21 protein-coding genes and 1 pseudogene are annotated in these 19,423 nt (G+C 59.1%); 10 read left to right on the plus strand and 12 right to left on the minus strand.

Annotation, left to right across the window (positions count from 1 at the left end; all coding sequences use genetic code 11):
* Positions 1-34: 34 nt before the first annotated feature.
* Positions 35-388 carry a RidA family protein gene (locus tag GSQ93_RS26275; RefSeq protein WP_158938553.1) on the plus strand — a complete coding sequence of 118 codons (354 nt, stop codon included), beginning with the start codon at positions 35-37 and terminating at the stop codon, positions 386-388.
* Between the two features lie 34 nt (positions 389-422).
* Here GSQ93_RS26275 and GSQ93_RS26280 read toward each other — a convergent pair whose 3' ends face one another.
* Entirely contained in the window at positions 423-1,328 is a 906-nt protein-coding gene (locus GSQ93_RS26280) for a LysR family transcriptional regulator (RefSeq protein ID WP_158938554.1), read from the minus strand.
* A gap of 130 nt (positions 1,329-1,458) precedes the next feature.
* Between GSQ93_RS26280 and GSQ93_RS26285 the strand changes: the two genes are divergently transcribed.
* The gene (locus GSQ93_RS26285) at positions 1,459-2,259 is read left to right on the plus strand and encodes an alpha/beta fold hydrolase (protein WP_158938555.1); all 801 of its coding nucleotides are present in this window, start codon (positions 1,459-1,461) and stop codon (positions 2,257-2,259) included.
* Positions 2,260-2,450: 191 nt separating this feature from the next.
* On the plus strand, positions 2,451-3,161 hold the full coding sequence (locus GSQ93_RS26290; protein ID WP_158938556.1) for a YceH family protein: 711 nt from the start codon (positions 2,451-2,453) through the stop codon (positions 3,159-3,161).
* A 3-nt stretch (positions 3,162-3,164) separates the two neighbouring features.
* Here the strand turns inward: GSQ93_RS26290 and GSQ93_RS26295 are convergent, their stop codons facing one another.
* The 4 genes from GSQ93_RS26295 to GSQ93_RS26310 form a co-directional block, all read right to left on the minus strand.
* Positions 3,165-4,475: an ATP-binding protein gene (locus GSQ93_RS26295; RefSeq protein WP_367889784.1), complete on the minus strand. Its 1,311-nt coding sequence runs from the start codon at positions 4,473-4,475 to the stop codon at positions 3,165-3,167.
* Positions 4,468-5,220 carry a response regulator gene (locus tag GSQ93_RS26300; RefSeq protein ID WP_158938557.1) on the minus strand — a complete coding sequence of 251 codons (753 nt, stop codon included), beginning with the start codon at positions 5,218-5,220 and terminating at the stop codon, positions 4,468-4,470. The genes GSQ93_RS26295 and GSQ93_RS26300 overlap by 8 nt, the downstream gene beginning before the upstream one ends.
* A gap of 144 nt (positions 5,221-5,364) precedes the next feature.
* Entirely contained in the window at positions 5,365-6,297 is a 933-nt protein-coding gene (locus tag GSQ93_RS26305) for a glycoside hydrolase family 6 protein (RefSeq protein ID WP_158938558.1), read from the minus strand.
* Positions 6,298-6,545: 248 nt separating this feature from the next.
* Positions 6,546-7,013, minus strand: a complete 468-nt coding sequence (locus GSQ93_RS26310) for a PACE efflux transporter (protein ID WP_158938559.1) — start codon at positions 7,011-7,013, stop codon at positions 6,546-6,548.
* Between the two features lie 91 nt (positions 7,014-7,104).
* On the opposite strand from GSQ93_RS26310, the gene GSQ93_RS26315 reads away from it, so the two are divergent.
* Complete coding sequence (locus tag GSQ93_RS26315; RefSeq protein WP_158938560.1) at positions 7,105-7,986, plus strand: LysR family transcriptional regulator; 882 nt, start codon at positions 7,105-7,107, stop codon at positions 7,984-7,986.
* Positions 7,987-8,005: 19 nt separating this feature from the next.
* Here the strand turns inward: GSQ93_RS26315 and GSQ93_RS26320 are convergent, their stop codons facing one another.
* The 3 genes from GSQ93_RS26320 to GSQ93_RS26330 form a co-directional block, all read right to left on the minus strand.
* Positions 8,006-8,857, minus strand: coding sequence for a DUF72 domain-containing protein (locus GSQ93_RS26320; RefSeq protein ID WP_158938561.1), 852 nt, complete (start codon positions 8,855-8,857; stop codon positions 8,006-8,008).
* A gap of 83 nt (positions 8,858-8,940) precedes the next feature.
* Positions 8,941-10,335 (minus strand): MFS transporter, encoded by a 1,395-nt coding sequence (locus tag GSQ93_RS26325; RefSeq protein WP_158938562.1) that lies wholly within the window; start codon positions 10,333-10,335, stop codon positions 8,941-8,943.
* 147 nt (positions 10,336-10,482) lie between these two features.
* Positions 10,483-11,349 (minus strand): alpha/beta fold hydrolase, encoded by an 867-nt coding sequence (locus tag GSQ93_RS26330; RefSeq protein WP_158938563.1) that lies wholly within the window; start codon positions 11,347-11,349, stop codon positions 10,483-10,485.
* A gap of 128 nt (positions 11,350-11,477) precedes the next feature.
* Here GSQ93_RS26330 and GSQ93_RS26335 point away from each other — a divergent pair, with 128 nt between their 5' ends.
* Positions 11,478-12,353, plus strand: a complete 876-nt coding sequence (locus GSQ93_RS26335) for a LysR substrate-binding domain-containing protein (RefSeq protein ID WP_158938564.1) — start codon at positions 11,478-11,480, stop codon at positions 12,351-12,353.
* Positions 12,354-12,472: 119 nt separating this feature from the next.
* Positions 12,473-12,883 (plus strand): hypothetical protein, encoded by a 411-nt coding sequence (locus GSQ93_RS26340; RefSeq protein WP_158938565.1) that lies wholly within the window; start codon positions 12,473-12,475, stop codon positions 12,881-12,883.
* Positions 12,884-12,897: 14 nt separating this feature from the next.
* Here the strand turns inward: GSQ93_RS26340 and GSQ93_RS26345 are convergent, their stop codons facing one another.
* Positions 12,898-14,145 carry a DUF1479 domain-containing protein gene (locus tag GSQ93_RS26345; RefSeq protein ID WP_254074063.1) on the minus strand — a complete coding sequence of 416 codons (1,248 nt, stop codon included), beginning with the start codon at positions 14,143-14,145 and terminating at the stop codon, positions 12,898-12,900.
* Between the two features lie 109 nt (positions 14,146-14,254).
* Between GSQ93_RS26345 and GSQ93_RS26350 the strand changes: the two genes are divergently transcribed.
* A complete protein-coding gene (locus tag GSQ93_RS26350) occupies positions 14,255-15,259 on the plus strand; it encodes an AraC family transcriptional regulator (RefSeq protein ID WP_158938567.1) in 1,005 nt (334 codons plus the stop codon).
* 1 nt (position 15,260) lies between these two features.
* Here GSQ93_RS26350 and GSQ93_RS26355 read toward each other — a convergent pair whose 3' ends face one another.
* From GSQ93_RS26355 to GSQ93_RS26365, 3 genes are all read right to left on the minus strand, one after another.
* Complete coding sequence (locus tag GSQ93_RS26355) at positions 15,261-15,689, minus strand: DUF1801 domain-containing protein (RefSeq protein ID WP_158938568.1); 429 nt, start codon at positions 15,687-15,689, stop codon at positions 15,261-15,263.
* Positions 15,690-15,756: 67 nt separating this feature from the next.
* Positions 15,757-16,284 carry an SRPBCC family protein gene (locus GSQ93_RS26360; protein WP_158938569.1) on the minus strand — a complete coding sequence of 176 codons (528 nt, stop codon included), beginning with the start codon at positions 16,282-16,284 and terminating at the stop codon, positions 15,757-15,759.
* A complete protein-coding gene (locus tag GSQ93_RS26365) occupies positions 16,281-16,616 on the minus strand; it encodes a helix-turn-helix transcriptional regulator (RefSeq protein WP_158938570.1) in 336 nt (111 codons plus the stop codon). Before GSQ93_RS26365 ends, GSQ93_RS26360 begins: the two co-directional genes overlap by 4 nt.
* 426 nt (positions 16,617-17,042) lie before the next feature.
* Between GSQ93_RS26365 and GSQ93_RS26370 the strand changes: the two genes are divergently transcribed.
* From GSQ93_RS26370 to GSQ93_RS38775, 3 genes and pseudogenes are all read left to right on the plus strand, one after another.
* A complete protein-coding gene (locus GSQ93_RS26370; protein ID WP_158938571.1) occupies positions 17,043-18,197 on the plus strand; it encodes an epoxide hydrolase family protein in 1,155 nt (384 codons plus the stop codon).
* Between the two features lie 272 nt (positions 18,198-18,469).
* Entirely contained in the window at positions 18,470-19,093 is a 624-nt protein-coding gene (locus GSQ93_RS26375; RefSeq protein ID WP_158938572.1) for a glutathione S-transferase family protein, read from the plus strand.
* Between the two features lie 205 nt (positions 19,094-19,298).
* A pseudogene (locus tag GSQ93_RS38775) lies at positions 19,299-19,421 on the plus strand (AraC family transcriptional regulator); the annotation flags it as partial.
* Positions 19,422-19,423 lie beyond the last annotated feature (2 nt).

Raw genomic sequence — 19,423 nt, forward strand, 5'->3', positions numbered from 1 at the left:
ATTGATGGTTACTTTAAACAAAAAAGGAATACTTATGAACGATATCGTCAGGATCGAAACCAATCAACGGATGAGCCGTGTTGTGAAGGCTGCAGGACTGGTGTTCGTCGGCGGACAAACGTCGAATGACCGCACGCTCGACGTGAAAGGTCAGACGCAGCAGGTGCTTGCGAAGATCGACGGTTACCTCGCGCAGGCGGGTATCGATAAAACGCGGCTGGTGTCGGCGCAAGTCTGGCTGGCGGATATTGGCCGCGACTTCGCGGGCATGAACGAAGTGTGGGACGCATGGGTAGCACCGGGTAACGCGCCGACACGTGCGACGGTGGAGTCGAAGCTGGCCGCGCCGGATTTGCTGGTCGAGATTACGGTGACTGCGCTGGCGTGATTGTGCAGGGCAAACATAGGAGCGTGAGCCGATATCAACGGTCCCACGGCGGTTCGTCGCGATAAGCATCGGCGAGGTAATCGATGAACTGACGAACCTTCGACGGCACATAGCGCGCAGTCGGATAAACCGCGTTGATGGTCAGCTCGGCGGTTCTATAGTCGGGCAGCAACTTGACCAGGTTTCCTGCCTTGATATCCTGCCCAAAAACGAAGGTCGGGCCATACGCAATACCGACACCCGCGAGCACCGCTGAGAGCAGCATCTGCATGTTGTTGGCCTGCATCCGAAGCGGCCCGTCAATCGCATGCTCGCGATTCTGTTGATCTGTCAGCGTCCACTCGGGAACCGATACCGCTTCATTGAACGCCAGACGAGGTGCACGTCGAAGGTCCTCTGGATCTTTCGGCGTGCCTTCGCGGCTGAGATACGCCGGTGACGCGCAGATTGCCATGCGGCAGGGTGCGAGACGCCGGGCGACGAGATCGGAGTCGGGCAGCTTGCCAATGCGGATAGCGACGTCGATACCCGCGCTTTGCAGGTCGACATAACGATCATCGAGCAAGACCTCAATGCTGACATGCGGATGATCGTCAAGATAACGCGCGACGACCTCGCCCATATGCAGGGTCCCGAAGGTGACCGGCGCGGCGACCCGCAAGGTGCCGCGCACCGTGCTGTGTGCGTCGCTGGCTTCGCGGTTGGCATCGTCGAACTCTTCAAGAATGCGCTGGCACCGGACGTAGTAGGCGCGCCCCGCGTCCGTCAGGCTCAAGCTGCGGGTGCTGCGATGAAGCAGCCGCACGTTCAACTCGGCTTCCAGCGCGCTCACGTATTTGCCCGCCATGGAAGCGGACAAGCCGAAGCGTTTGCCCGCGGCCACGAGACTGCCCTCGTCAATGGCGGCAACAAACACGGCAATGCTTGCGAATCGATCCATATTATTCGATAGCCGGATGATCGGGTGATGATACAAAAAGAGGGATTATCGCCCTTTAGTCGCTAATCTAACATCGCCTTGTGAGCTTGGCCGAACGACGGACAAGCCGCCGATATCAAGGAGAAGTGCGATGAAAGTTACGTCGAACGGTATACAGATTCACGTCAAGGATCAGGGCAACGGCACGCTGCCGGTTATTTTTCTACATTATTGGGGAGGCTCGTCGCGCACGTGGGATGACGTGATTGCTGCGCTGCCGGCGGAATACAGGACCATCGCGCCCGATCTTCGAGGCTGGGGCAACTCTGATGCGCCAGCCGCTGGCTACGCGCTCGCTGACTTCGCCGATGACGCGCAGCAATTGATTGACGCATTGAATTTGGACCGGTTCGTCCTGGTCGGTCATTCGATGGGCGGCAAGATTGCGCAGTTGCTCGCGTCGCGTCGTCCACGAGGACTTGCGGGGCTCGTGCTGGTTGCGCCCTCTCCGCCTGTGCCGCTGGCGATGCCCGCCGAAGCGCGCGCGGCAATGGAAGGCGCCTACCGCACGCGGGAGTCGGTCGGCATGGCGATAGACCAGATGTTGACCTCCAAGCCGTTGAGTCCGACGCACCGCGAACAGGTGATTGAAGACAGCCTGCGTGGCGCGCCTCAGGCGAAGCTGGCATGGCCGCAATCCACCAGCCTGGAAGACATTACGCTCGATGTCGCCGCGATCGATGTGCCGACCATGGTGATTGCCGGCGAGTTGGACCGTATCGACGGTACCGCGATTCTCGAAGCGGAATTGCTCACGCGCATTCCTCATGCGGTCATGCGCGTGCTGCCCGCTACCGGTCACTTGTCTCCGCTGGAATCGCCGGTGGAAGTGGCGGGGATTATTCGCGAATTTGTCGATGGCATCGCGCAGGTCAACGCCGCGTCGCATTGAGCCTCCTGGCGTTTTTAATTCCGCGAGCATCGGGCTTGCCGTCGTGTATATCCAGCACTGGCGTATTCTCGGGACAGGGCAGGGCGGATATCATAGTGCTCTTCAAAGGGCTGGTTAAGCGCCTGCAGACATCCTCCGCCCGGCTTAGCGCCCGGTCCGAATACCCGTATCAGCACCCAGCGACGTCAAGCATGAATTCCACTCCCGATGCTCCCTCACGACCGCCCATGCGCACGCTGACGCCGCTTGAGGCGCGCGTGTTGGCCGTTCTCGTCGAAAAACAGCACACGGTTCCTGATGCTTATCCGTTGTCGGTCAATGCACTGACCTCTGGTTGCAACCAGAAGACCGCGCGCGCTCCGGTGATGAACGTCACCGACGCCGATGTCCTCACGACCGTCGACGACCTGAAGCGGCTGAGCCTGGTTTTTGAAGGCAGCAGCAGCCGCGTACCGCGCTTCGAGCACAACATGAACCGCGTGCTGGGCATCCCGAGCCAGGCCGCCGCATTGCTCACCACGCTCATGTTGCGCGGGCCTCAGACCGCGGCGGAACTACGCCTGAATGCTGCGCGCCTGCATGGTTTCGCTGACATATCGTCGGTCGAGGCATTCCTCGATGAACTCGCCACCAACGAGCCGCCGCGCGTCGTGAAGTTGCCGCGCACGCCGGGCGAGCGCGAAAGCCGCTGGGCGCATTTGTTATGCGGCGAAGTAAGCGTGAGTGTGAGCGAAGCGTCGGCTAGCGGTGTTGTCGACGACTCCGTTTCGTACACCGAATTCGAGATTCTTAAGGCCGACCACAAGCGGCTCGGCGAGGAGTTGGTCAGCCTGCGGACGATGGTCGAACATATGGCGGCCGAACTGGGGATCACCCTCGATAAAACGGGCGGGCAGTCGTAACTATTACGCGTGTACGCGCAAGGGGAAGTCGAGCACGACGGCGAGGCCACCGCCGTCGGCATTGTGCATGGACAGGTCGCCGCCGTATCGGCGCGTGAGACGTCGCACAATTGTGAGTCCCAGGCCGCAATGCGCATCGCCGCCACGAGCGGGATCGATTCGCACGAAGGGCCTGAGCGCACGCGCGAAATGGGCTTCGGGCATGCCTTTACCATGATCGCGCACGCTCAGGCGGTCATGGCCGTTATTGCGCGACGTGGCAATGCGAAGCGGTGGCGCGCCGTAGGTGAAGGCGTTTTCCACGAGGTTTGAGAGTATCCGGTCCAGCTCCACTGCAGGCAGGCGGAAGTCGTCGCCCGCTTTCAAGTCGAGTATGAAGAGCGGGTCGCGTGCGAGTACGTCGTGGCCGTCGATATCGCCATTCGCTTCAGCTTCTGCATAGTGGGACCGGCAGAATGCATTGACTGAAATCCACGGGGCGTGCGTATCGGTTTCGGTATCGCGGGCGAAGTCGAGAAATTGCGTGACGATCTGCGCAAGCGATTCAGTGTCGTGGAAAAAGCCGTTGCGCGCAGTGATGTCCGGCACAAGGTTCGCCCGGATCTGGATGCGCGTGATCGGTGCGCGCAAGTCATGCGCGACGCCAGCCAGCATGACCGCCCGTTCCTGTTCTGCGTCGCTCAGTTCGCGCGCCATTTCGTTGAAGTCGCCAATCAGGCCTTTCACTTCCGATGGGCCGTTCGCCAGGACCATCGGCGGACGATGGCCCAACCTGAACTCACGTGCTGCCCGTGCCAGCCTCAATACAGGCTTCTGTATCTGCCATGCGCCGAGCAGTGCGATTGCTATGGCAAGGAACAACATGAGCGCGCTGGCGCTCACAAAGCGGCTCACAGGAGGCACGACGGCCGGTATCACAAGCCATCGCGAGGATGGACCATAACGCACCCACATGAGCGCGGAATGGTCGAACACTGCGCGGCTCTGCGGCGGCAGATCAGCACGCAGGGCAGTCTCGAACGGGCCGTGTGTATCGGCGCAGGGCGGTGGACAACCGAGGGGCGCTGACCGCGCTCCCGCATCGACAAGACGCAGGCCGAGCGCGGCGGCGAGACGCTCGCTAGAGCCGTCGGCAGCACTCGCCGCCGGATCCAGTACCAGTCGCACCAGCCGGCTGACATGATCCGCCTCGATAACCGCGCGCTCGCGATCGACGATCACGAGCCACGTCAGTTGCATCATCACGAGCAGACCCACGGACAGCAGTGCAAGCCGGCCGAAGATCGTGTTGAGGGGACGCAGCAGCTTATGCATCGACTTCGGATTCAGACGCATCGCCGGGGGCCCGCGGCGGCACGAACATATAGCCGATACCGCGCATGGTCTGGATGATGCGCGGCTGCGACGGATCCTCTTCAATCAGTTGGCGCAGGCGCCAGATCGGCACATCGATACCGCGCTCCGTCACGTCCGCATGCGTGCCGTACCAGAGCGTGAGCAGACGCGAGCGCGAAAGCGTTTCCATCGGGTGGCGCGCGAGCACGTTGAGCAGGCGCAGCTCGCTGTTGGTAAGGCGCTGCGGCTCGCCGTCGCGCGTGAGCGTGCGGCGGTCGAAGTCGAGTTCGAAGCGCCCGAAACTCACCGGTTCCGAGCGTTGACTTGTCGGGCTCGGAGACCGGCTTACGCCTTGGCGACGCAGCACCGCGTTGATGCGCGCAAGCAGTTCGCGCGGCATGAAGGGCTTGCCGAGGTAGTCGTCGGCACCCATTTCCAGGCCAACAACGCGGTCGATGTCGTCCGCACGCGCCGTCAGCATAATGACCGGGGTATCGTCATTATCCCCGCGCAGCCGGGTGAGCGCCGTCAATCCGTCGATGCCGGGCATCATCAGGTCGAGCACGATAATCGACGGGCGTTCGCGCATCACCACCTGATTCAAATCGCGCGCGTCTTCGCGGAACGTGACCGAGAGGCCGCGTTCATCGAAAAAGGCCTTCAGCAAGTCGCGTAGTGCGGCGTCGTCGTCGACTAGAAGGATTCGGGTTTCGCTGTTGGACATGGCTTGAGCCTGGATGAGCCCTGGACGAGCTTTGTAAGCTGCAATCGAAGCGACTATAAACGATGCCCGTCAGCGCCGTGTTACGACGTCTTAGTGATTCTTTCAGCGCTTTCTTGCGAATAAGCGAGCGGCAAGCCCTTGTTCTCAGTCACCGTCGATGAGACGCACTGCCAGGTCCGGGCTGAACGCGCCGGCTGGCGACGTGGGAGCTGCCCCGCATGGCCCGTCGGAATTTCCAGGGACTTTGATCCATACCGGCAGCATGGCGCCCGAGGCGCCACTGGAACGCGCCCCGATCATCCTGCCGGGCGGATTGCACCACTGGCCATCCGAACCCCTGCCGTTACGACTTGTATCGACAACAAAGGGTTTGCTGTAGCCGAATTGCGCCGCCAAGGCGGCGTTCACCGAGTAGGCATAAGCCGCCGATTCCTCGGTCGTGTAGAAATTCGATACGTTCAATGCAAAGCCTTTCGCTTCGCTCAAACCGGCGGCGTTGAGCCGGGCCGCCATCGCGGCAGCGGGTACCCAATGTGCGTTTCCACCGTCGAGATAGACGTCGGCGGCGGGCGCGTTGAGGTGAAAACGCGAGACCGCATACCGCAGCAGTCCGAGCCGCTCGTCGCGCTCGGCATCGGTCTTGAAGCAGTCCAGTTGCGCGGTCGAATCCGGCTCGACAATGACAACCGCACGGCGATTGCCCACGCCGCGTGAGAACGCGTCTATCCAGACCTCGTAGGCCGAGGCGTCGCCCACGCCGCCCGCCGATGCCCCTCCGCAGTCCCGATGAGGGATGTTGTAGGCGACGAGGATGGGTTCGCGGCGAGTGGCATTCGCCTTGTCGACGAAGCGCTTGACCGCCTTGTGCACGTCGCCGCTCCAGTTGCCGAACCACCGCGCCATGGGTACGTCGGCGATCGACTCTGCGATGCGCGGCGCACGAGGGTCAGCTCGGTGGGCTTGCACCCAAAGTGCGGGACTGGAGTCGGGATCGACGTAAAACCCGGCGTCCGCTTGCGCTTGCGTGACACCCAGAAAGACCAGCACTGCGATAACAAGAGCGTGTTTGATAAGCATGTTCAGTTCATTTCCGAGGGAGGAAGCAGCCGTGCATTTTTTTGTTGTGAGTCATCGGTAGTTCATTATCGATAAAGCGCGGCTGCGCGATCAAGGCAATTTCCGCTCAGGTTCGTGACAATTGAACTCCGCGACTGTAGCAAGTTGGACCGCGGTTGCAACGAAAATAAAAACGACTAACTGAGAGACCTCACTGTCATTGCCCGATTGTTTTCGCCGGTCTTGCCGGAGCGTATTGCGACTGGCGCTCAACGACCAAAAGGCTTATGTGGGCCTAAAGGGCTTGGCCTAAGAGGCGCTTTCACAAGACGTTGTCTTAGCATGTCGTACGCCCAATAAAAACAGAACGTGTACGGAAGGAACACAAGCAATAGCCCGAGATCCATTAGCAGCGCCTGAATAAACGTCATTTGCAGCCACCATGCGGACAAGGGGACCGCTATCAGGACCAGACCCGTTTCAAAACCGAGGGCATGAATCACGCGTTTCCACTTCTGAACCTTGCTCGACGTATATGAAATAAGGATACCGAAGAAAGAGTTGAACGCGAAACCCCATAGCATGGCGATGACCGAAATTGCAACGGTCAAAGCCGTGGCGTCGCCCAGAGGTTTATCGACGATCCATGACAGGACGGGAGAAAAAATACTAATGGCAAGTGCTTCGAAGAGAAGCACCTGGAAGATGCGTTCGTACAGGTTGCGTTGTGTGGTCATGTCGACCTCATTGGTTTGAATGGACGGTTGCCATTTTGAGGGGCCGCCCTTACTATTCCAAATTGCTTACTATCGGAAATTCAGATACATCATGGCCGCTTCTATCGACGCATTGATTGTCTTTTCGGAGGCTGCCGCCGCGGGCTCTTTCTCGGCTGCCGCGAGAAAGCTGGGCCGCAGTCAATCGACGGTCAGCACGATCATCGCGGACATGGAGATTGACTTGGCCGTCGCGCTCTTTGATCGAACGACCCGAAAGCCGCGCCTTACCGCGCATGGCGAGGCGCTGCTTGCCAACGCTCGCGAGACGCTTGAGGCGCACGATCGCTTGATACAAGCGGCCGCGCGGCTAAGTGCGGGGTTAGAGCCAAGCTTGAGTCTGGCTATATCGAACACGTACCAGCCGCCGCATTATGAGAAGTTGCTCGTGGCATTCGAAAAGCGGTTTCCCACGGTCGAACTCGAGTGCCTGGTCAAGGAGGACGAAGACGTGGTTTCACTGGTGCAGGAACGCCGTGCAGCGCTTGGCGTAGTGGCGGCGCAGGGCAGTTACTCTCCCGATATCCGCGCCATCAGGCTGGCGGAATCGTCGGAGCTGGCGCTGTTCGTCGCAACCGGACATCCTCTAAGCGGCGTTCCCGATCTGACCATGGAGAAGCTTGCCAAACATCGTGAATTGCGCATTACCACGGGCGTAAAACCGGGCGAGCATCAAAGAAGCGTGCGAGTCTGGTCTGCCGACAGTTATTTGCTCTTGCTGGAAATGGCGGAGTTGGGCTTCGGCTGGACCGAATTGCCTCGGTGGGTTGCGGATCGTTTTGGCGCAAAAACGTTGAAGGAGTTATCGGCGCGCGGGTGGCCCCGGTTGGTCGCGGTCGACGCCCTGTGTTTAAAGGGCGCTTCGCTGGGACTCGCGGGGAACTGGTTGCTGGATGCGTTGACCACGCTCGGCACAAAGGCCGAATTGAAGTAGCTCTAATTCTTAACATCCACTAAGTGCTGGTGCCGCTTAGTCTTTCGAGCATGGCAATCCCTGCGGCCGGGTTGTGCGTCTTGAAGCCGCTGATCACATATAAATAGACGTCTCGCGGCGTGCTCGCCGCGGCTGATTCGCCGGACGTTTCAAGTCCTTTTGGCGTGCCGCCGGATGCCCAGTCACGCGCCCGCTTGGTCCATAGATCCAGCGTGTCGTCGTCATAGCCGTGAGCAAACTGCTCAGTTGTACCCATGATGCGTGCATAGACGAAATTCGCTGTTACGTCGGCAATCTGCGGATATTTCGAATCCCCCGCCATGACGATGGCAACACCGTGTTTCCGCGCGAGGGCAACGAATGCCGCGTCGCGGAAACTCTCGTGCCGCACTTCGAGCGCATGCCGGATGTCACGGCCATCGACTTTATGGGGCAGCAGGTTCAGGAAAGCCTCGAAGTCGTCCGCATCGAATTGTTTGGTCGGGGCGAATTGCCAATTGATCGGACCGAGCTTGTTCTTCAATTCGAGCACGCCGCTCGCGAGGAAACGCTCGACGGATTCGCCGGCCTCCGCAAGCACTCGCCTATTCGTGGAGAACCGCGGTGCCTTTAGCGAGAAGACGAAGTCATCCGGGGTTTCGTCGTGCCATTTTGCGAATGTGGAGGGCTTCTGCGAGCCGTAGAACGTACCATTGATCTCGATCGTGGTCAGCTTGCGGCTCGCGTATTCGAGCTCGCGCTTTTGTACGAGTCCTTCCGGATAGAACGTGCCGCGCCATGGCTCGAAGGTCCAGCCGCCGATACCGATCCTGATCTGCCCAGCTTTGCCTGCCTTAGCCGCCGTCTTAGCCGCCGTCTTCCGGGTTGCCATGAATGAGATCCCTCCCAGTGCACTCGATGCGCTCAAATGTAGCGAATTGACGCAGGGCGCGTGCCTGGGGGAGGGCTTGAGGATCAGCTATCGGTGGACTGAAGGTTTGCTGTGGTCTCGTGCTGCGGCGCAGAAAATGGCTTCCTGTTAGCCCGATCGTTAGCCAAAGCTGACTGCCCGGTACGCGTGAACGCCACGAGCGCGAGCGAAACCAGCGCAGCAAAGACGACATAAAAGGCGGGAACATAGTGGCTGCCGGTGACTTGAGTCAGCGTCGAGACCGTCAGCGGAGCCAGGCCGCCGAACAAAGTCACCGCGAGGTTATACGACAGCGCCACGCCAGTCGAACGGGCCTTCGCCGGGAAGATTGTCGCCAGCATGCCAGGGTGCGGACCCGCAATGGCAGCCTGGAAGAGGGACGCAATAATTTGCGCGATGAGCAGACGCGTCAGCGACGGCGCGGACACAATGAACCAGAACAACGGGAACGTGCACAGCAACCAACTGATCACCAGTGGGTAGAAAAGCCGGTAGGCGCCGAATTTATCGGCGAGTTTGCCCGAAACCGGAAACAGCAGGAAGTTGATGACGCCGCCAATGAACGTTCCGAGCAAAGCCGACTTAAGCGGGAGATGCAACTGGTGTTCAACATACAAGGGCAGATACGCATTCCACAAATAATTGGACGCTGTGCCAATGATCATCACGCCCATCGCACATAAGGCCGCGTCGCCTTGTTCGCGCACAAAGTCGCCCAGCCGGAAAGCGCGCTTGGCACCTGCGCGGACCTGCTTGCGCAGCGCTTCGAACTCGGGCGACTCGGCAATGCTGTGGCGGATGTAAAAACCTAGCGGCCCGATGAGCGACCCGATCAGGAACGGCACGCGCCAGCCCCAACTCACGAGCGAATTCGCCGAGAGATTATTGATGAGCAGATAGCTGCATCCGGAAGCCAGCAGTATTGCCAGCGCCTGCGACGACATATTGAAACTGCCGTAGAACATTTTCTTGCCGGGCGGCGCGCTCTCCACCACGACCACGGATGAAAGGCTGAATTGGCCGCCGATTGCCAGTCCCTGGATCAGCCGCGCCAACAAGACGAGAAGCGGCGCCGCGATGCCGAGGGTCGCATAACCCGGAGCCAGCCCCAGTATCAGCGTACCGGCGCACATCATCAGCATGACCAGCGAAAGCGCACGAGTACGCCCAACGCGATCCGCATAGATGCCCAGGAGGACCCCGCCAAACGGCCGGACAAGGAATCCAAGGGCGAATGTCGCCAGCGCGAGCGACATCGACACAATGGGGCTTCCCACCGCGAAGAACACCTCTGCGATGACCTTCGAGAAGTAGACGTACGCGGTGAAGTCGAACCACTCGAAGCCACTGCCAATCACCGACGCGAGCAGTGCGCGGCGGACTTGTCGTGGATCAGGTGCGGCGGGCGTTAATGCGCCTTCGTGGTCTGCTGGATTCATACGTCATCTCCTCCTGCGCGTCGCCGTCAAAGAGCAGCCAAATAACGCGCGATATGCACCGCCGGCCCGGGACGCGAAAGCGCCCGGGCGAGAGAGCCTCGCAGATTCGCGAGCTTGATTTTTTGATGTTTGTTTAATGCCGTCGAACTAGCGGGACCGGCGCTCGCGCAGGACGCCTGCAAGGAAGTCCTGAACCGCACTTACGGCCATCATGCCGTTGTGTGGAACGTTATCCAGTTCATCCAATTTGGTTTTCACCCCCGCTGCGTCGAACGTCGCCTTCAGCGTCTTGAGGCGCTCCGGGCGGGTCGTGCCGGCGTCGTTTGCTCCCGGCATGTTATGACGGCTACCTTCGCGATGCGTGATCTCCCACGTTTCCAGATCCGCCTTGCCGACCACCATATGCACGGGCACGCGGCGCAACGCGTCGAGGTCGAAAGCCTTGCCGAACTGCTGCTCGAAACCCCGCAAGCCGACCCACCAGTCGCGGTCGACATCGAGCAGGGTCACCGAGCCCGGCGCACCGATCGACACCGCCCATAATTTTTCCGGATGCAGATAGGCAAAACGGTTCGCAAATTGCCCACCGCCTGAGAAGCCGAACAAAGCGAACTGGTCGAAAGACTTGCTATAACGCTCGCCGATTTCATCGACCATGTCGAGCAGCACGCGGTCATAGCGAATGTCGCCTTCAATCAGATGTTTGAAGCCGTCCCGGTTGCCGTCACCGCGCACGCCGACCGGAAATAGCGGGCACAAAACGATGCAGTTGTTCCAGCGGCCGAACTCCGCGAACGCATCGCGATAGTGAGCGAATTGACGACCCGTCCCGTGCATGACCACGACGAGTTCGACGTTATTGCCCGACTCGCGGATCGTTTCAGGCACGTACAACGTATAAGCGAAACGCGGATCACTGCGCGACGCAAACACAGTTGTCGAACCCAGTTCGTAATACGCTTGTCCGATATCGGCGGGTTTGTCCGTGGAAGGGGAGGGGGTTGCCTGAGACATGTCTGCAGCCTTGTAATGGAATGGTTCACCGTACAATTGTGCAGTCGGTCATTTAAAAAAACTAACGGATTTATATTTACCCAAACTAAACTAAACCTTTAGTCTCGAAACGTTGGAATGTCATTTCCATGAGCACTATCCGGTTTTTGCGCACCTTCCTGGCCGTCGAAAAATACGGTTCTTTCGCTGCCGCCGCCGGTCGCGTTTCATTGACCCAGGCTGCAGTCGGGCAGCAGATGCGTGCGCTGGAGGAAGAGTTCCGAAGGCCGCTATTCTCGCGGTCAGGGCGGGTCATTACGCTGACCCCTGCTGCCCGGGCGCTGATTCCCCAGGCGCGCAAGCTGGTCGCTGCGTATGAGGCAATGCTGGCTGACGCGGACACGGGGCACGAGATTGCCGGCAGCATTACCGTGGGCGCAATTGTCTCGGCAATGGGTTTTTTGTCGGAGAACCTGGTCAGTCTGAAGGCGCAGTATCCGGCGCTCGATGTCCGGCTCGTTCTCGGTCATTCCGGAGAGCTCGCGGAGCAGGTCACGGCGTCCGAGATAGACGCCGCGCTGACCGTGCAAATACCTTACGAGATGCCTGTCAATCTGCAATGGACGCCGCTTTATGAAGAGCCGCTTATGCTGATTGCAAGCACGCGGGTTGCGACGGCACAGGCAGACGTTGCTTCATTGCTCAAGAGCCAACCGTTCATTCGCTTCGACCGGACGTCGCTAACGGGAACCAAAGTCGAGCAGACCTTGCGGCGCATGCGCATAAAACCCAGGGAGATTCTCGAGGTCAATTCAGTGGCCGCCATCATTGACCTGGTTCGGCAAAACGTGGGGATTTCCATCTTGCCTTTGCTCAAGCATGTTGCATGGACACGCGACCGTTCGCTGATTGCATTGCAACTTCCCTACGGTCCGCTCAAGCGGGTAATTGGCATGCTTGAAAATGACCGCCAGCTCGAGATTACGGCAGTCGTGCGGCAGAAACTGCTGCAGGCATTGGCTTAAGCCGCTCTCGTTTTCTACTATGCATCGCTCCGATCTTACCTATTCTTACCAACACTAAAGATCTGCTCGCTCAAGTCGATAAGCCGGAGAGGCCGACTAAGAGGATGAGGGAGATTGCTATGCAGATAGGCAACGCCGCGTCGTCGCCAACCTCGGAGCGCACCATATCGACTTCGAGTGCCGCGACTGACCCACGGTCTGTATCGGACGACACCGTCGACCCGACGCAAACAACGCAATCGGCACAAACAACACAAACAACGACAACGCAAACGGCCCAACCGGCAGATGCCGCGACACAGGATTCGGCCGTCACGATTTCGCCCGAAGGCGCTGCGATGGCCAGTCAGGATGCAAGCAGTGACGCGGGTTCAGCGTCGAACGTATCGGCGGTCAAGTTGCTTGCTTACGGGACGCTAGGCCTCGAACGTCCCGACCAGCCGCAGGAGAATCGCAACGAGTTCTACACGGCTGGGAGATGGATCGCCGCGGGACTCACCATTGGAGGAATCATTTCGCTAATGGTTTAACGTTATAAAGGCGTCTACAAACCAAAGCCAAGTTGGGACTTGCCTAGCGCGGTGAGGTCGTCGGCAGTGGCTCGTCCGGCGAAGTCGACTTCGAAATGATCAGCCGGGAAGTCGGGCGGGCTTCTGCCCTCCAGAAAACTTGGCAACTGGCGTTTCAGGTAATCGTCGTTCTTGGCACATGCCGGCGCCGACGAGATGTACATCACATTGCTATAGCCGTTGCCCCGATGCGCGTCCTCGACTGCGTGAATCACATCGCTGTGCCAGAAAACGGTGTCGCCGGCTTGCATTTGCGGGATTGACGAAAGCGCGTCGAATAAGGGCGCGTGATATTCCGGCTTGATCGATAACGCTCGCCCGGGCATGGCGCCGCAGAGGTCGTCGTCGGCGACATCGTCCTGAAGCGCGCGCAACAGGATATACGCCATTGAGTTTGCGATGGGCACGAGTTGCAGCGTGCCGTCGCCGGGGCCCTGCGGCGTGAGCGCCGTCCAGCCCTGGAACGTGCGGAACATCGAGCACACGGCAGGCGATGCAATCTCCTGAACATCTGGTCTGAACGCAGCGTCGAACGGATCATATTGACGCCAGTTTCCATTGAAAACATGCCGGTACACTTTGCGGAAGTTACCTTCAATCCAGCGTTCGACCGAGCCCCCATCGCAATGAGCGGAGAGGCCGAGCGATGCGGATCCCGGTGGCCTGCGTCGCAGACGGTCGGCATAAGCAGGAACGCGTTCAGGGTCGAAGTGCACGCGCCCTTCGCTCTCACTGCGCCATAGCCGGTTCAGGAAGATTCGTGCGGTTGTCAAAGCAGGCGACTGGCGCGCAAACACCTGCGGTCTTGACCAATAGATACCGTAGATCTGCGGCTTGCTGGACGCTAGTTGACCGAAGTATTTATCCTCCGCGCGATTTTGCAGGCGCGTGTCCAGATCATTGCGCTCGACATAGTTCGCAATGTCACGATCCCAGCTTTCCACTAGCGCAGGGTCGAACACATTGCGAATCACGCATGCGCCTCGCGCCTTGATGAAGTCGACTTGCGCAGCGCTCACGCGCTGTTCGGCAATATCGGAAAACTGAATCTCGGGGATGACGGACTCGCCGCGATTGCGTTGCTCGGTAATGAGCTTTGCCTCAGCGATGATCGCTTGTTCGACATCGGCAAATACCTGACGATAATTCGGCAGCTGCTCGCGCAACTCTCGTTTGGCCTGGCGAATCGCTGCGGGTAGATCGTCGATTTTCAGTGCGGTCACGGCTGTCTCCGTATGTCTGTTGATATGACCGGAGCATATGCTGCGCACGGTCTTCATGGTGATACTATTCAGACAATTGTTTTGCTTTTTAAGTCATGAATTTTTAGCCATGAAGCCTGCATACGAACATGTCGAGTTCGGCGGTAGCTGTTCCGTCCGGGTCTACCACCGGCGGCTTCCTCGCATTCCGTTCGAGTGGCATCGCCACCCGGAATACGAACTGACACTGACAATGAACAGTCACGGGAAGCGCTATATAGGCGATTCAGTGGCCGCCTACGGCGCTGATGACCTCGTGCTGGTCCCGCCGGACCTTCCGCATACTTGGGCATCGAATCGTTCTATCGAGCCGTCCTCGCCACAGGTGGCCATCGTGATCTGGTTCGACGGTGAGTGGGCGCGGCGGCTGGCCGATTGTTGTCCGGAATATGAACCGCTGCGCAAGCTGCTGCGCAGGGCGGCTTGTGGACTGGCGTTCGAACCCGAGGCGGGAGGAAGGATGCGCGAGCGTATCGGCGAACTGCTGTCGAGCGCGGCGCGTGAACGCCTTGCCGCCACGCTGGACATCCTGTGCATGCTTGCTGACTCACCGGGCGAACCGCTTGCGTCACCCAGCGCTTTCAACAACCGTGACGGCGGACCCTCGGGCCATGAGCCTGAACGGATCAACCGGGTGCTTTCGATGATCGAAGCACGGTTCGCCGAACCTTTGCGATTATCGGAACTTTGTGCGGCCGCGAGCCTTTCGGAGCGTTCGCTTGCGCGGTACTTCGCTCAACACATGGGCGAAAGTGTGGGCCAGTATATGACGCGCGTGAGGATCGGCCATGCTTGTCGGATGCTGAGTGATACGTCGTTGCCGGTTTCCGTCATTGCGGCGCGGTCTGGATTTGCGAATGTGTCCAACTTCAACCGGCAGTTCAAGACGGTGAAGGAAACGACGCCCGCAGCGTATCGACGGGCGTTTGCCGAGGCAGGCGTTCCCAGTGACGACGATGTCGCCCGGCTCACTGAACGCTCTCCCTCGCTGCAAAGGAAAAGGGAACGGGTTGATTCGGAGGGGGAGAGGCACGCGGATAGTCTGCCCGGTGCACAGAGGGAGCGAATGCCGTAACCTACTTATCGCGCTTTGGTTTCGCCTTGGCCTTTGCCTTTGCAACGGATGTATTAAGGTCGATAGCAGCACTGATCAATGCCTTGAACGCAACTGACTCGACCTCCTCGCCCTCAAGGATGTCAATCGCGCGCCTCATGTTCCCGTCGAGGCTCGAATTGAAAAGCTTGGCCGGGTCCTTCAACGAAGCCCCCTTGGCGAAGGTTAATTTCACTTTCCCCTTGTAAGACTCGCCGGTGCAGACGATCCCGTCGTGCGACCACACGGGCGTGCCCATCCACTTCCACTCCTCCACGACGTCAGGGTCTGCGTCCTTGATGAGCTCGCGCATCCTGCTCAAAGTCTCTCCGCGCCAGTCGCCAAGCTCGGTGATCTTTCTGTCAATCAATTCAGATGCTGGCTGGCCTTCGGGCAAATCCGCTTTTTTCATTTTCTCCTCCTAAAACTTTCAGACTCTTTTTAGATTTCGGGTCACGCCTTTCCCTACGCTCTGCGATTCAAATACCAAATTGCTTCGCATACTCGGTGTTCAAACGCGGCCAACCGAACTTCATTGCTTCGCCACCAACGATACGCCCGATAGGATCGCCGCCAACGAGCCGGTCCAGGACATCGAGGCAGATATGCCAGCCGGCTGCGCCCATCGATATAAAGCCGCGATCGATGTTGTGCCAAAGCGTGAGACGCGTGCCGTTGCCGAGTGGCTCGAGTTGCCATCGCATATCATTTTCACCCCAGCGATACTCAAGGAGGTTTGGCGCCTCGGCACGCGTCACTTTGGAATCCGAAATGTTCGGCGTTGGCGTTCCGACTGTCGAAAGTTTGACGGGGCCGACAGACGCGAGGCTCCGGTCGGCGTCGAACGGTGCCCATTCACGCAGACTGGCCGGGTCGGTCAATGCTTTCCACACTTTCTCCGGCGGATGGCGCAACTCGCGCACGAGAATCAGCGTCCACTTGTCTCCATCCTTGCGGACTTCGGCGCCGGCGGCCGGGCCCGGCAGGTAATCGTCGCGGTTGCTCATCGTTTCTTTCCCTTTTTGCGAGGTACAGGATCCATCCGATCAAGGTGGCGTTCGAGCGCGTCGACGTGGACCGACCAAAATTGCCGGAACGGCGCGAGCCAGGCGTCTATCTCCATCAACGGTTCCGGTTTGATCCGGTATAGACGCCGCTGCGCGTCAACGCGTGATTCCACGAATCCGGCTTCTCGAAGCACCCGCAGATGCTTTGAAACCGAGGGCTGCGAGAGGTTTAAATTCTCCTCGATATCCCCCACGGACCGCTCGGAAGTTGCTAGCAGACTCAGGATGGCGCGGCGGCTCGGCTCGGCGATGATTGCGAATGTTGATTCCATCCCTTATATATACGCCGTGGAGTATATATGTGTCAAGCTATGCGAATGCGGGCGGCTCTAGGGCGTGTCGTCCTTCGTGCGCCGGCTGTGAAGGTAGGCCCACCCTATTGGGCGCGGTGGCAAGTCGGCCGCACGCCCGAATTGGAAGTGATCAGCGATCTCGAGGCACAGTTCCTCGCGTATTGGAAAAACCTGCGATTATTGCTAGATGCGGCCGGCTGTACTTTCGAGGACGTATCACGTCCAACCGAGTGCTTGCTGGTCGGAATCAAATGTGTGGCGATACAACGAAACGCGTAAGGTGCGACTGCTCGCGAAGCGTCGGAGATCTGCAGCTTGCTGCGTGACCGAATGCGGCGGATTACGGGTGTTCGATACCGCCGTCAGATCGTGGAGAATTAACTGCACTCTTGCACAGGAGGTGCCATGCATATCGAGCCATTTCAGATTTCCGTGTCCGATGTTGAGATCGACAACCTGCGTCGGCGTTTGCGCGACAGCCGGTGGGCGCCCATGACGCCGCCCGGGTCCTGGCAACAAGGCACAGACACCACATGGCTGCGCGAATGGGTGACGTACTGGGCCGACAGTTTTGATTGGCGGGCTGCGGAACGTGGCCTGAACCAGCAACCTCAATTCATGGCCGACGTGAACGGTCAGCGCGTGCACTTCGTTCATCGGCGTGGCGTTGGACCCAAGCCTTATCCGGTGGTTATCACGCACGGCTGGCCTGGGTCGTTCTTCGAATTTCACGCGTTGGCCGACCTGTTGTGCGACCCGGCTGCATTCGGCGCGGATCCGAACGATGCCTTCGACGTCATTATTCCTTCGCTGCCGGGCTTTGCGTTTTCACCGGCGCCTGCTACCCCCGGCACGTCCGCGTTTCAAGTGGCCGATCTATGGGCATCGCTGATGCAGGGCCTTGGGTATGAGCGATTTGGCGCTCAGGGTGGCGACTTAGGCGCGGGGGTATCGGTTGCGCTTGCCTTGCGGCACTCCCAGGTAGTCGATGGCATTCATCTCAACTTTCTCCCGGGGTCGTACGAACCCGTAATCGATGCCGCGAATTCACCGCTGACTATCGCAGAGCAAAACTTCCTTCGAGAGAAGGCTGAGTGGGCCGCGCTTGAGGGCGGCTATGCGCATATGCACGGCACGAGGCCGCAGACCCTGGCCGCGTCGCTCAACGACTCGCCGGCCGGACTGGCTGCGTGGATTGGGGAGAAGTTTCGTGCATGGAGTGATTGCGACGGGGATATCGAGCGTCGATTTTCGAAGGATGAGTTGCTGACCAACTTATCGCTCTACTGGTACACCCAGAGCATTGGTACAGCAATTCAAATGTATTGGGAAAACCGCTTGCAGCCCATGCGTTTTGCGGCCGGACAACGGGTAATACCGCCGGTGGGCTTTGCACACTTTCCGAAAGAGATTAATCACCCGCCGCGCACTTGGCTGGAACGAACCTTCAATGTCGCGCAGTGGACCGACATGCCGAGTGGTGGCCATTTCGCGGCAATGGAAGAACCTGAACTCCTCGCAGCCGACATCCGTAGTTTTTTCAGACGCTTCCGGCGGTGAGTTCGTTGAAGAATGACCCCTATGCGGTATGTGTTCCACGTCTCGTGACGAACGGCGGATGGAGAGGATGAGGGTCGTTGGGGCTCGTTTGAGGCTCGACTCCCACCGTGCGCCATCGGACGGGGGCGGCCGGTTTGAGACGTTGGACAGCAGGCTATGAATTGGCGACAATCCTGATGCCTGAGAGAGCGAGAGACGCGTTCCGCCCGTGGAATATTGTGTCAAGAAATCGTTTCTCCACACTGGGTGCATCGCCACTATAAGAGCCCCGCATGCTGAACATTCTCGGAAAAGCATCGTCTATCAACGTCCGCAAAGTGCTCTGGGCATGTGCCGAGCTGCACATTCCCTTCGAGCGGGAGGACTGGGGTACGGGATTCAGACAAACTGATACCCCCGAATTTCTATCGTTAAATCCCAATGGTCTTGTACCCGTCATCAAGGACGGTGATTTTGTGCTTTGGGAGTCGAACTCGATCCTCCGCTATCTGGCTTCGCGCTATGCGGGCGAAGTGCTTTATCCCACCGACCCTGTAAAGCGGGCAAGGATCGATCAGTGGATGGACTGGCAGGCGACGGATTTGAATCGGTCCTGGAGCTATGCATTTCTCGGCCTCGTCAGGAAATCGCCCGTGCATCAGGCACCGGACGAGGTTTCCAAGTCGCTCGCGGGCTGGGCTCGGCACATGAGCATCCTGGAAAGTCAACTTAACGCGACGGGCGCGTTTGTCGCCGGGGCGCATTTCAGCCTCGCCGACATTCCTATCGGGTTATCCGTGAATCGCTGGTTCAGCACTCCGTTTGAGCATCCCCGCTTTGCCGCCGTTTCCGACTATTTCGATCGCCTTGCTGATCGAATCGGCTTTGCAGCGTACTGCAAGAACGGAACGCCGTAATCGTCGTCTGGCACCTTCGCTGTGCTCAGCAACGCCGTCTGGAGATCCAGCAAGAGCGGCTATGCGCAACGTGCCAATCGTGAGCGACCCTATCGCAATCGCACGATCCAGACATCCAGACCATGCAAGCTCACGCCGACGCCACACGCATTTACTCGAAGCGCTTCGCCACCGTACTCGCTTACATTGCCTTCTGCATGGATTGCGCTTCGACATCTGCGCAGAGATTGACGAACCGGTCGCACCGAATGACTTCGGCGTTCGTGAACTCGTCATTCCAGGCGGTCCGATCTATCGCGACTGGCTACGTCAGCGTCCGGCGTCCGGAAA

Origin of the sequence: Burkholderia sp. S171, from assembly GCF_009766085.1 — a bacterium.
In the GTDB taxonomy this organism is placed as follows: domain Bacteria; phylum Pseudomonadota; class Gammaproteobacteria; order Burkholderiales; family Burkholderiaceae; genus Caballeronia.

Excerpts from the sequence above, each read along its gene's own strand:
- GSQ93_RS26310 (WP_158938559.1), bottom strand. The coding sequence starts at position 7,013 with ATGACCACACAACGCAACCTGTACGAACGCATCTTCCAGGTGCTTCTC.
- GSQ93_RS26320 (WP_158938561.1), bottom strand. The coding sequence starts at position 8,857 with ATGGCAACCCGGAAGACGGCGGCTAAGACGGCGGCTAAGGCAGGCAAA.
- GSQ93_RS26325 (WP_158938562.1), bottom strand. The coding sequence starts at position 10,335 with ATGAATCCAGCAGACCACGAAGGCGCATTAACGCCCGCCGCACCTGAT.
- GSQ93_RS26375 (WP_158938572.1), top strand. The coding sequence starts at position 18,470 with ATGCTGAACATTCTCGGAAAAGCATCGTCTATCAACGTCCGCAAAGTG.
- GSQ93_RS26305 (WP_158938558.1), bottom strand. The coding sequence starts at position 6,297 with ATGCTTATCAAACACGCTCTTGTTATCGCAGTGCTGGTCTTTCTGGGT.
- GSQ93_RS26350 (WP_158938567.1), top strand. The coding sequence starts at position 14,255 with ATGAAGCCTGCATACGAACATGTCGAGTTCGGCGGTAGCTGTTCCGTC.
- GSQ93_RS26290 (WP_158938556.1), top strand. The coding sequence starts at position 2,451 with ATGAATTCCACTCCCGATGCTCCCTCACGACCGCCCATGCGCACGCTG.
- GSQ93_RS26340 (WP_158938565.1), top strand. The coding sequence starts at position 12,473 with ATGCAGATAGGCAACGCCGCGTCGTCGCCAACCTCGGAGCGCACCATA.
- GSQ93_RS26295 (WP_367889784.1), bottom strand. The coding sequence starts at position 4,475 with ATGCATAAGCTGCTGCGTCCCCTCAACACGATCTTCGGCCGGCTTGCA.
- GSQ93_RS26330 (WP_158938563.1), bottom strand. The coding sequence starts at position 11,349 with ATGTCTCAGGCAACCCCCTCCCCTTCCACGGACAAACCCGCCGATATC.
- GSQ93_RS26275 (WP_158938553.1), top strand. The coding sequence starts at position 35 with ATGAACGATATCGTCAGGATCGAAACCAATCAACGGATGAGCCGTGTT.
- GSQ93_RS26370 (WP_158938571.1), top strand. The coding sequence starts at position 17,043 with ATGCATATCGAGCCATTTCAGATTTCCGTGTCCGATGTTGAGATCGAC.
- GSQ93_RS26365 (WP_158938570.1), bottom strand. The coding sequence starts at position 16,616 with ATGGAATCAACATTCGCAATCATCGCCGAGCCGAGCCGCCGCGCCATC.
- GSQ93_RS26285 (WP_158938555.1), top strand. The coding sequence starts at position 1,459 with ATGAAAGTTACGTCGAACGGTATACAGATTCACGTCAAGGATCAGGGC.
- GSQ93_RS26360 (WP_158938569.1), bottom strand. The coding sequence starts at position 16,284 with ATGAGCAACCGCGACGATTACCTGCCGGGCCCGGCCGCCGGCGCCGAA.
- GSQ93_RS26355 (WP_158938568.1), bottom strand. The coding sequence starts at position 15,689 with ATGAAAAAAGCGGATTTGCCCGAAGGCCAGCCAGCATCTGAATTGATT.
- GSQ93_RS26300 (WP_158938557.1), bottom strand. The coding sequence starts at position 5,220 with ATGTCCAACAGCGAAACCCGAATCCTTCTAGTCGACGACGACGCCGCA.
- GSQ93_RS26315 (WP_158938560.1), top strand. The coding sequence starts at position 7,105 with ATGGCCGCTTCTATCGACGCATTGATTGTCTTTTCGGAGGCTGCCGCC.
- GSQ93_RS26280 (WP_158938554.1), bottom strand. The coding sequence starts at position 1,328 with ATGGATCGATTCGCAAGCATTGCCGTGTTTGTTGCCGCCATTGACGAG.
- GSQ93_RS26335 (WP_158938564.1), top strand. The coding sequence starts at position 11,478 with ATGAGCACTATCCGGTTTTTGCGCACCTTCCTGGCCGTCGAAAAATAC.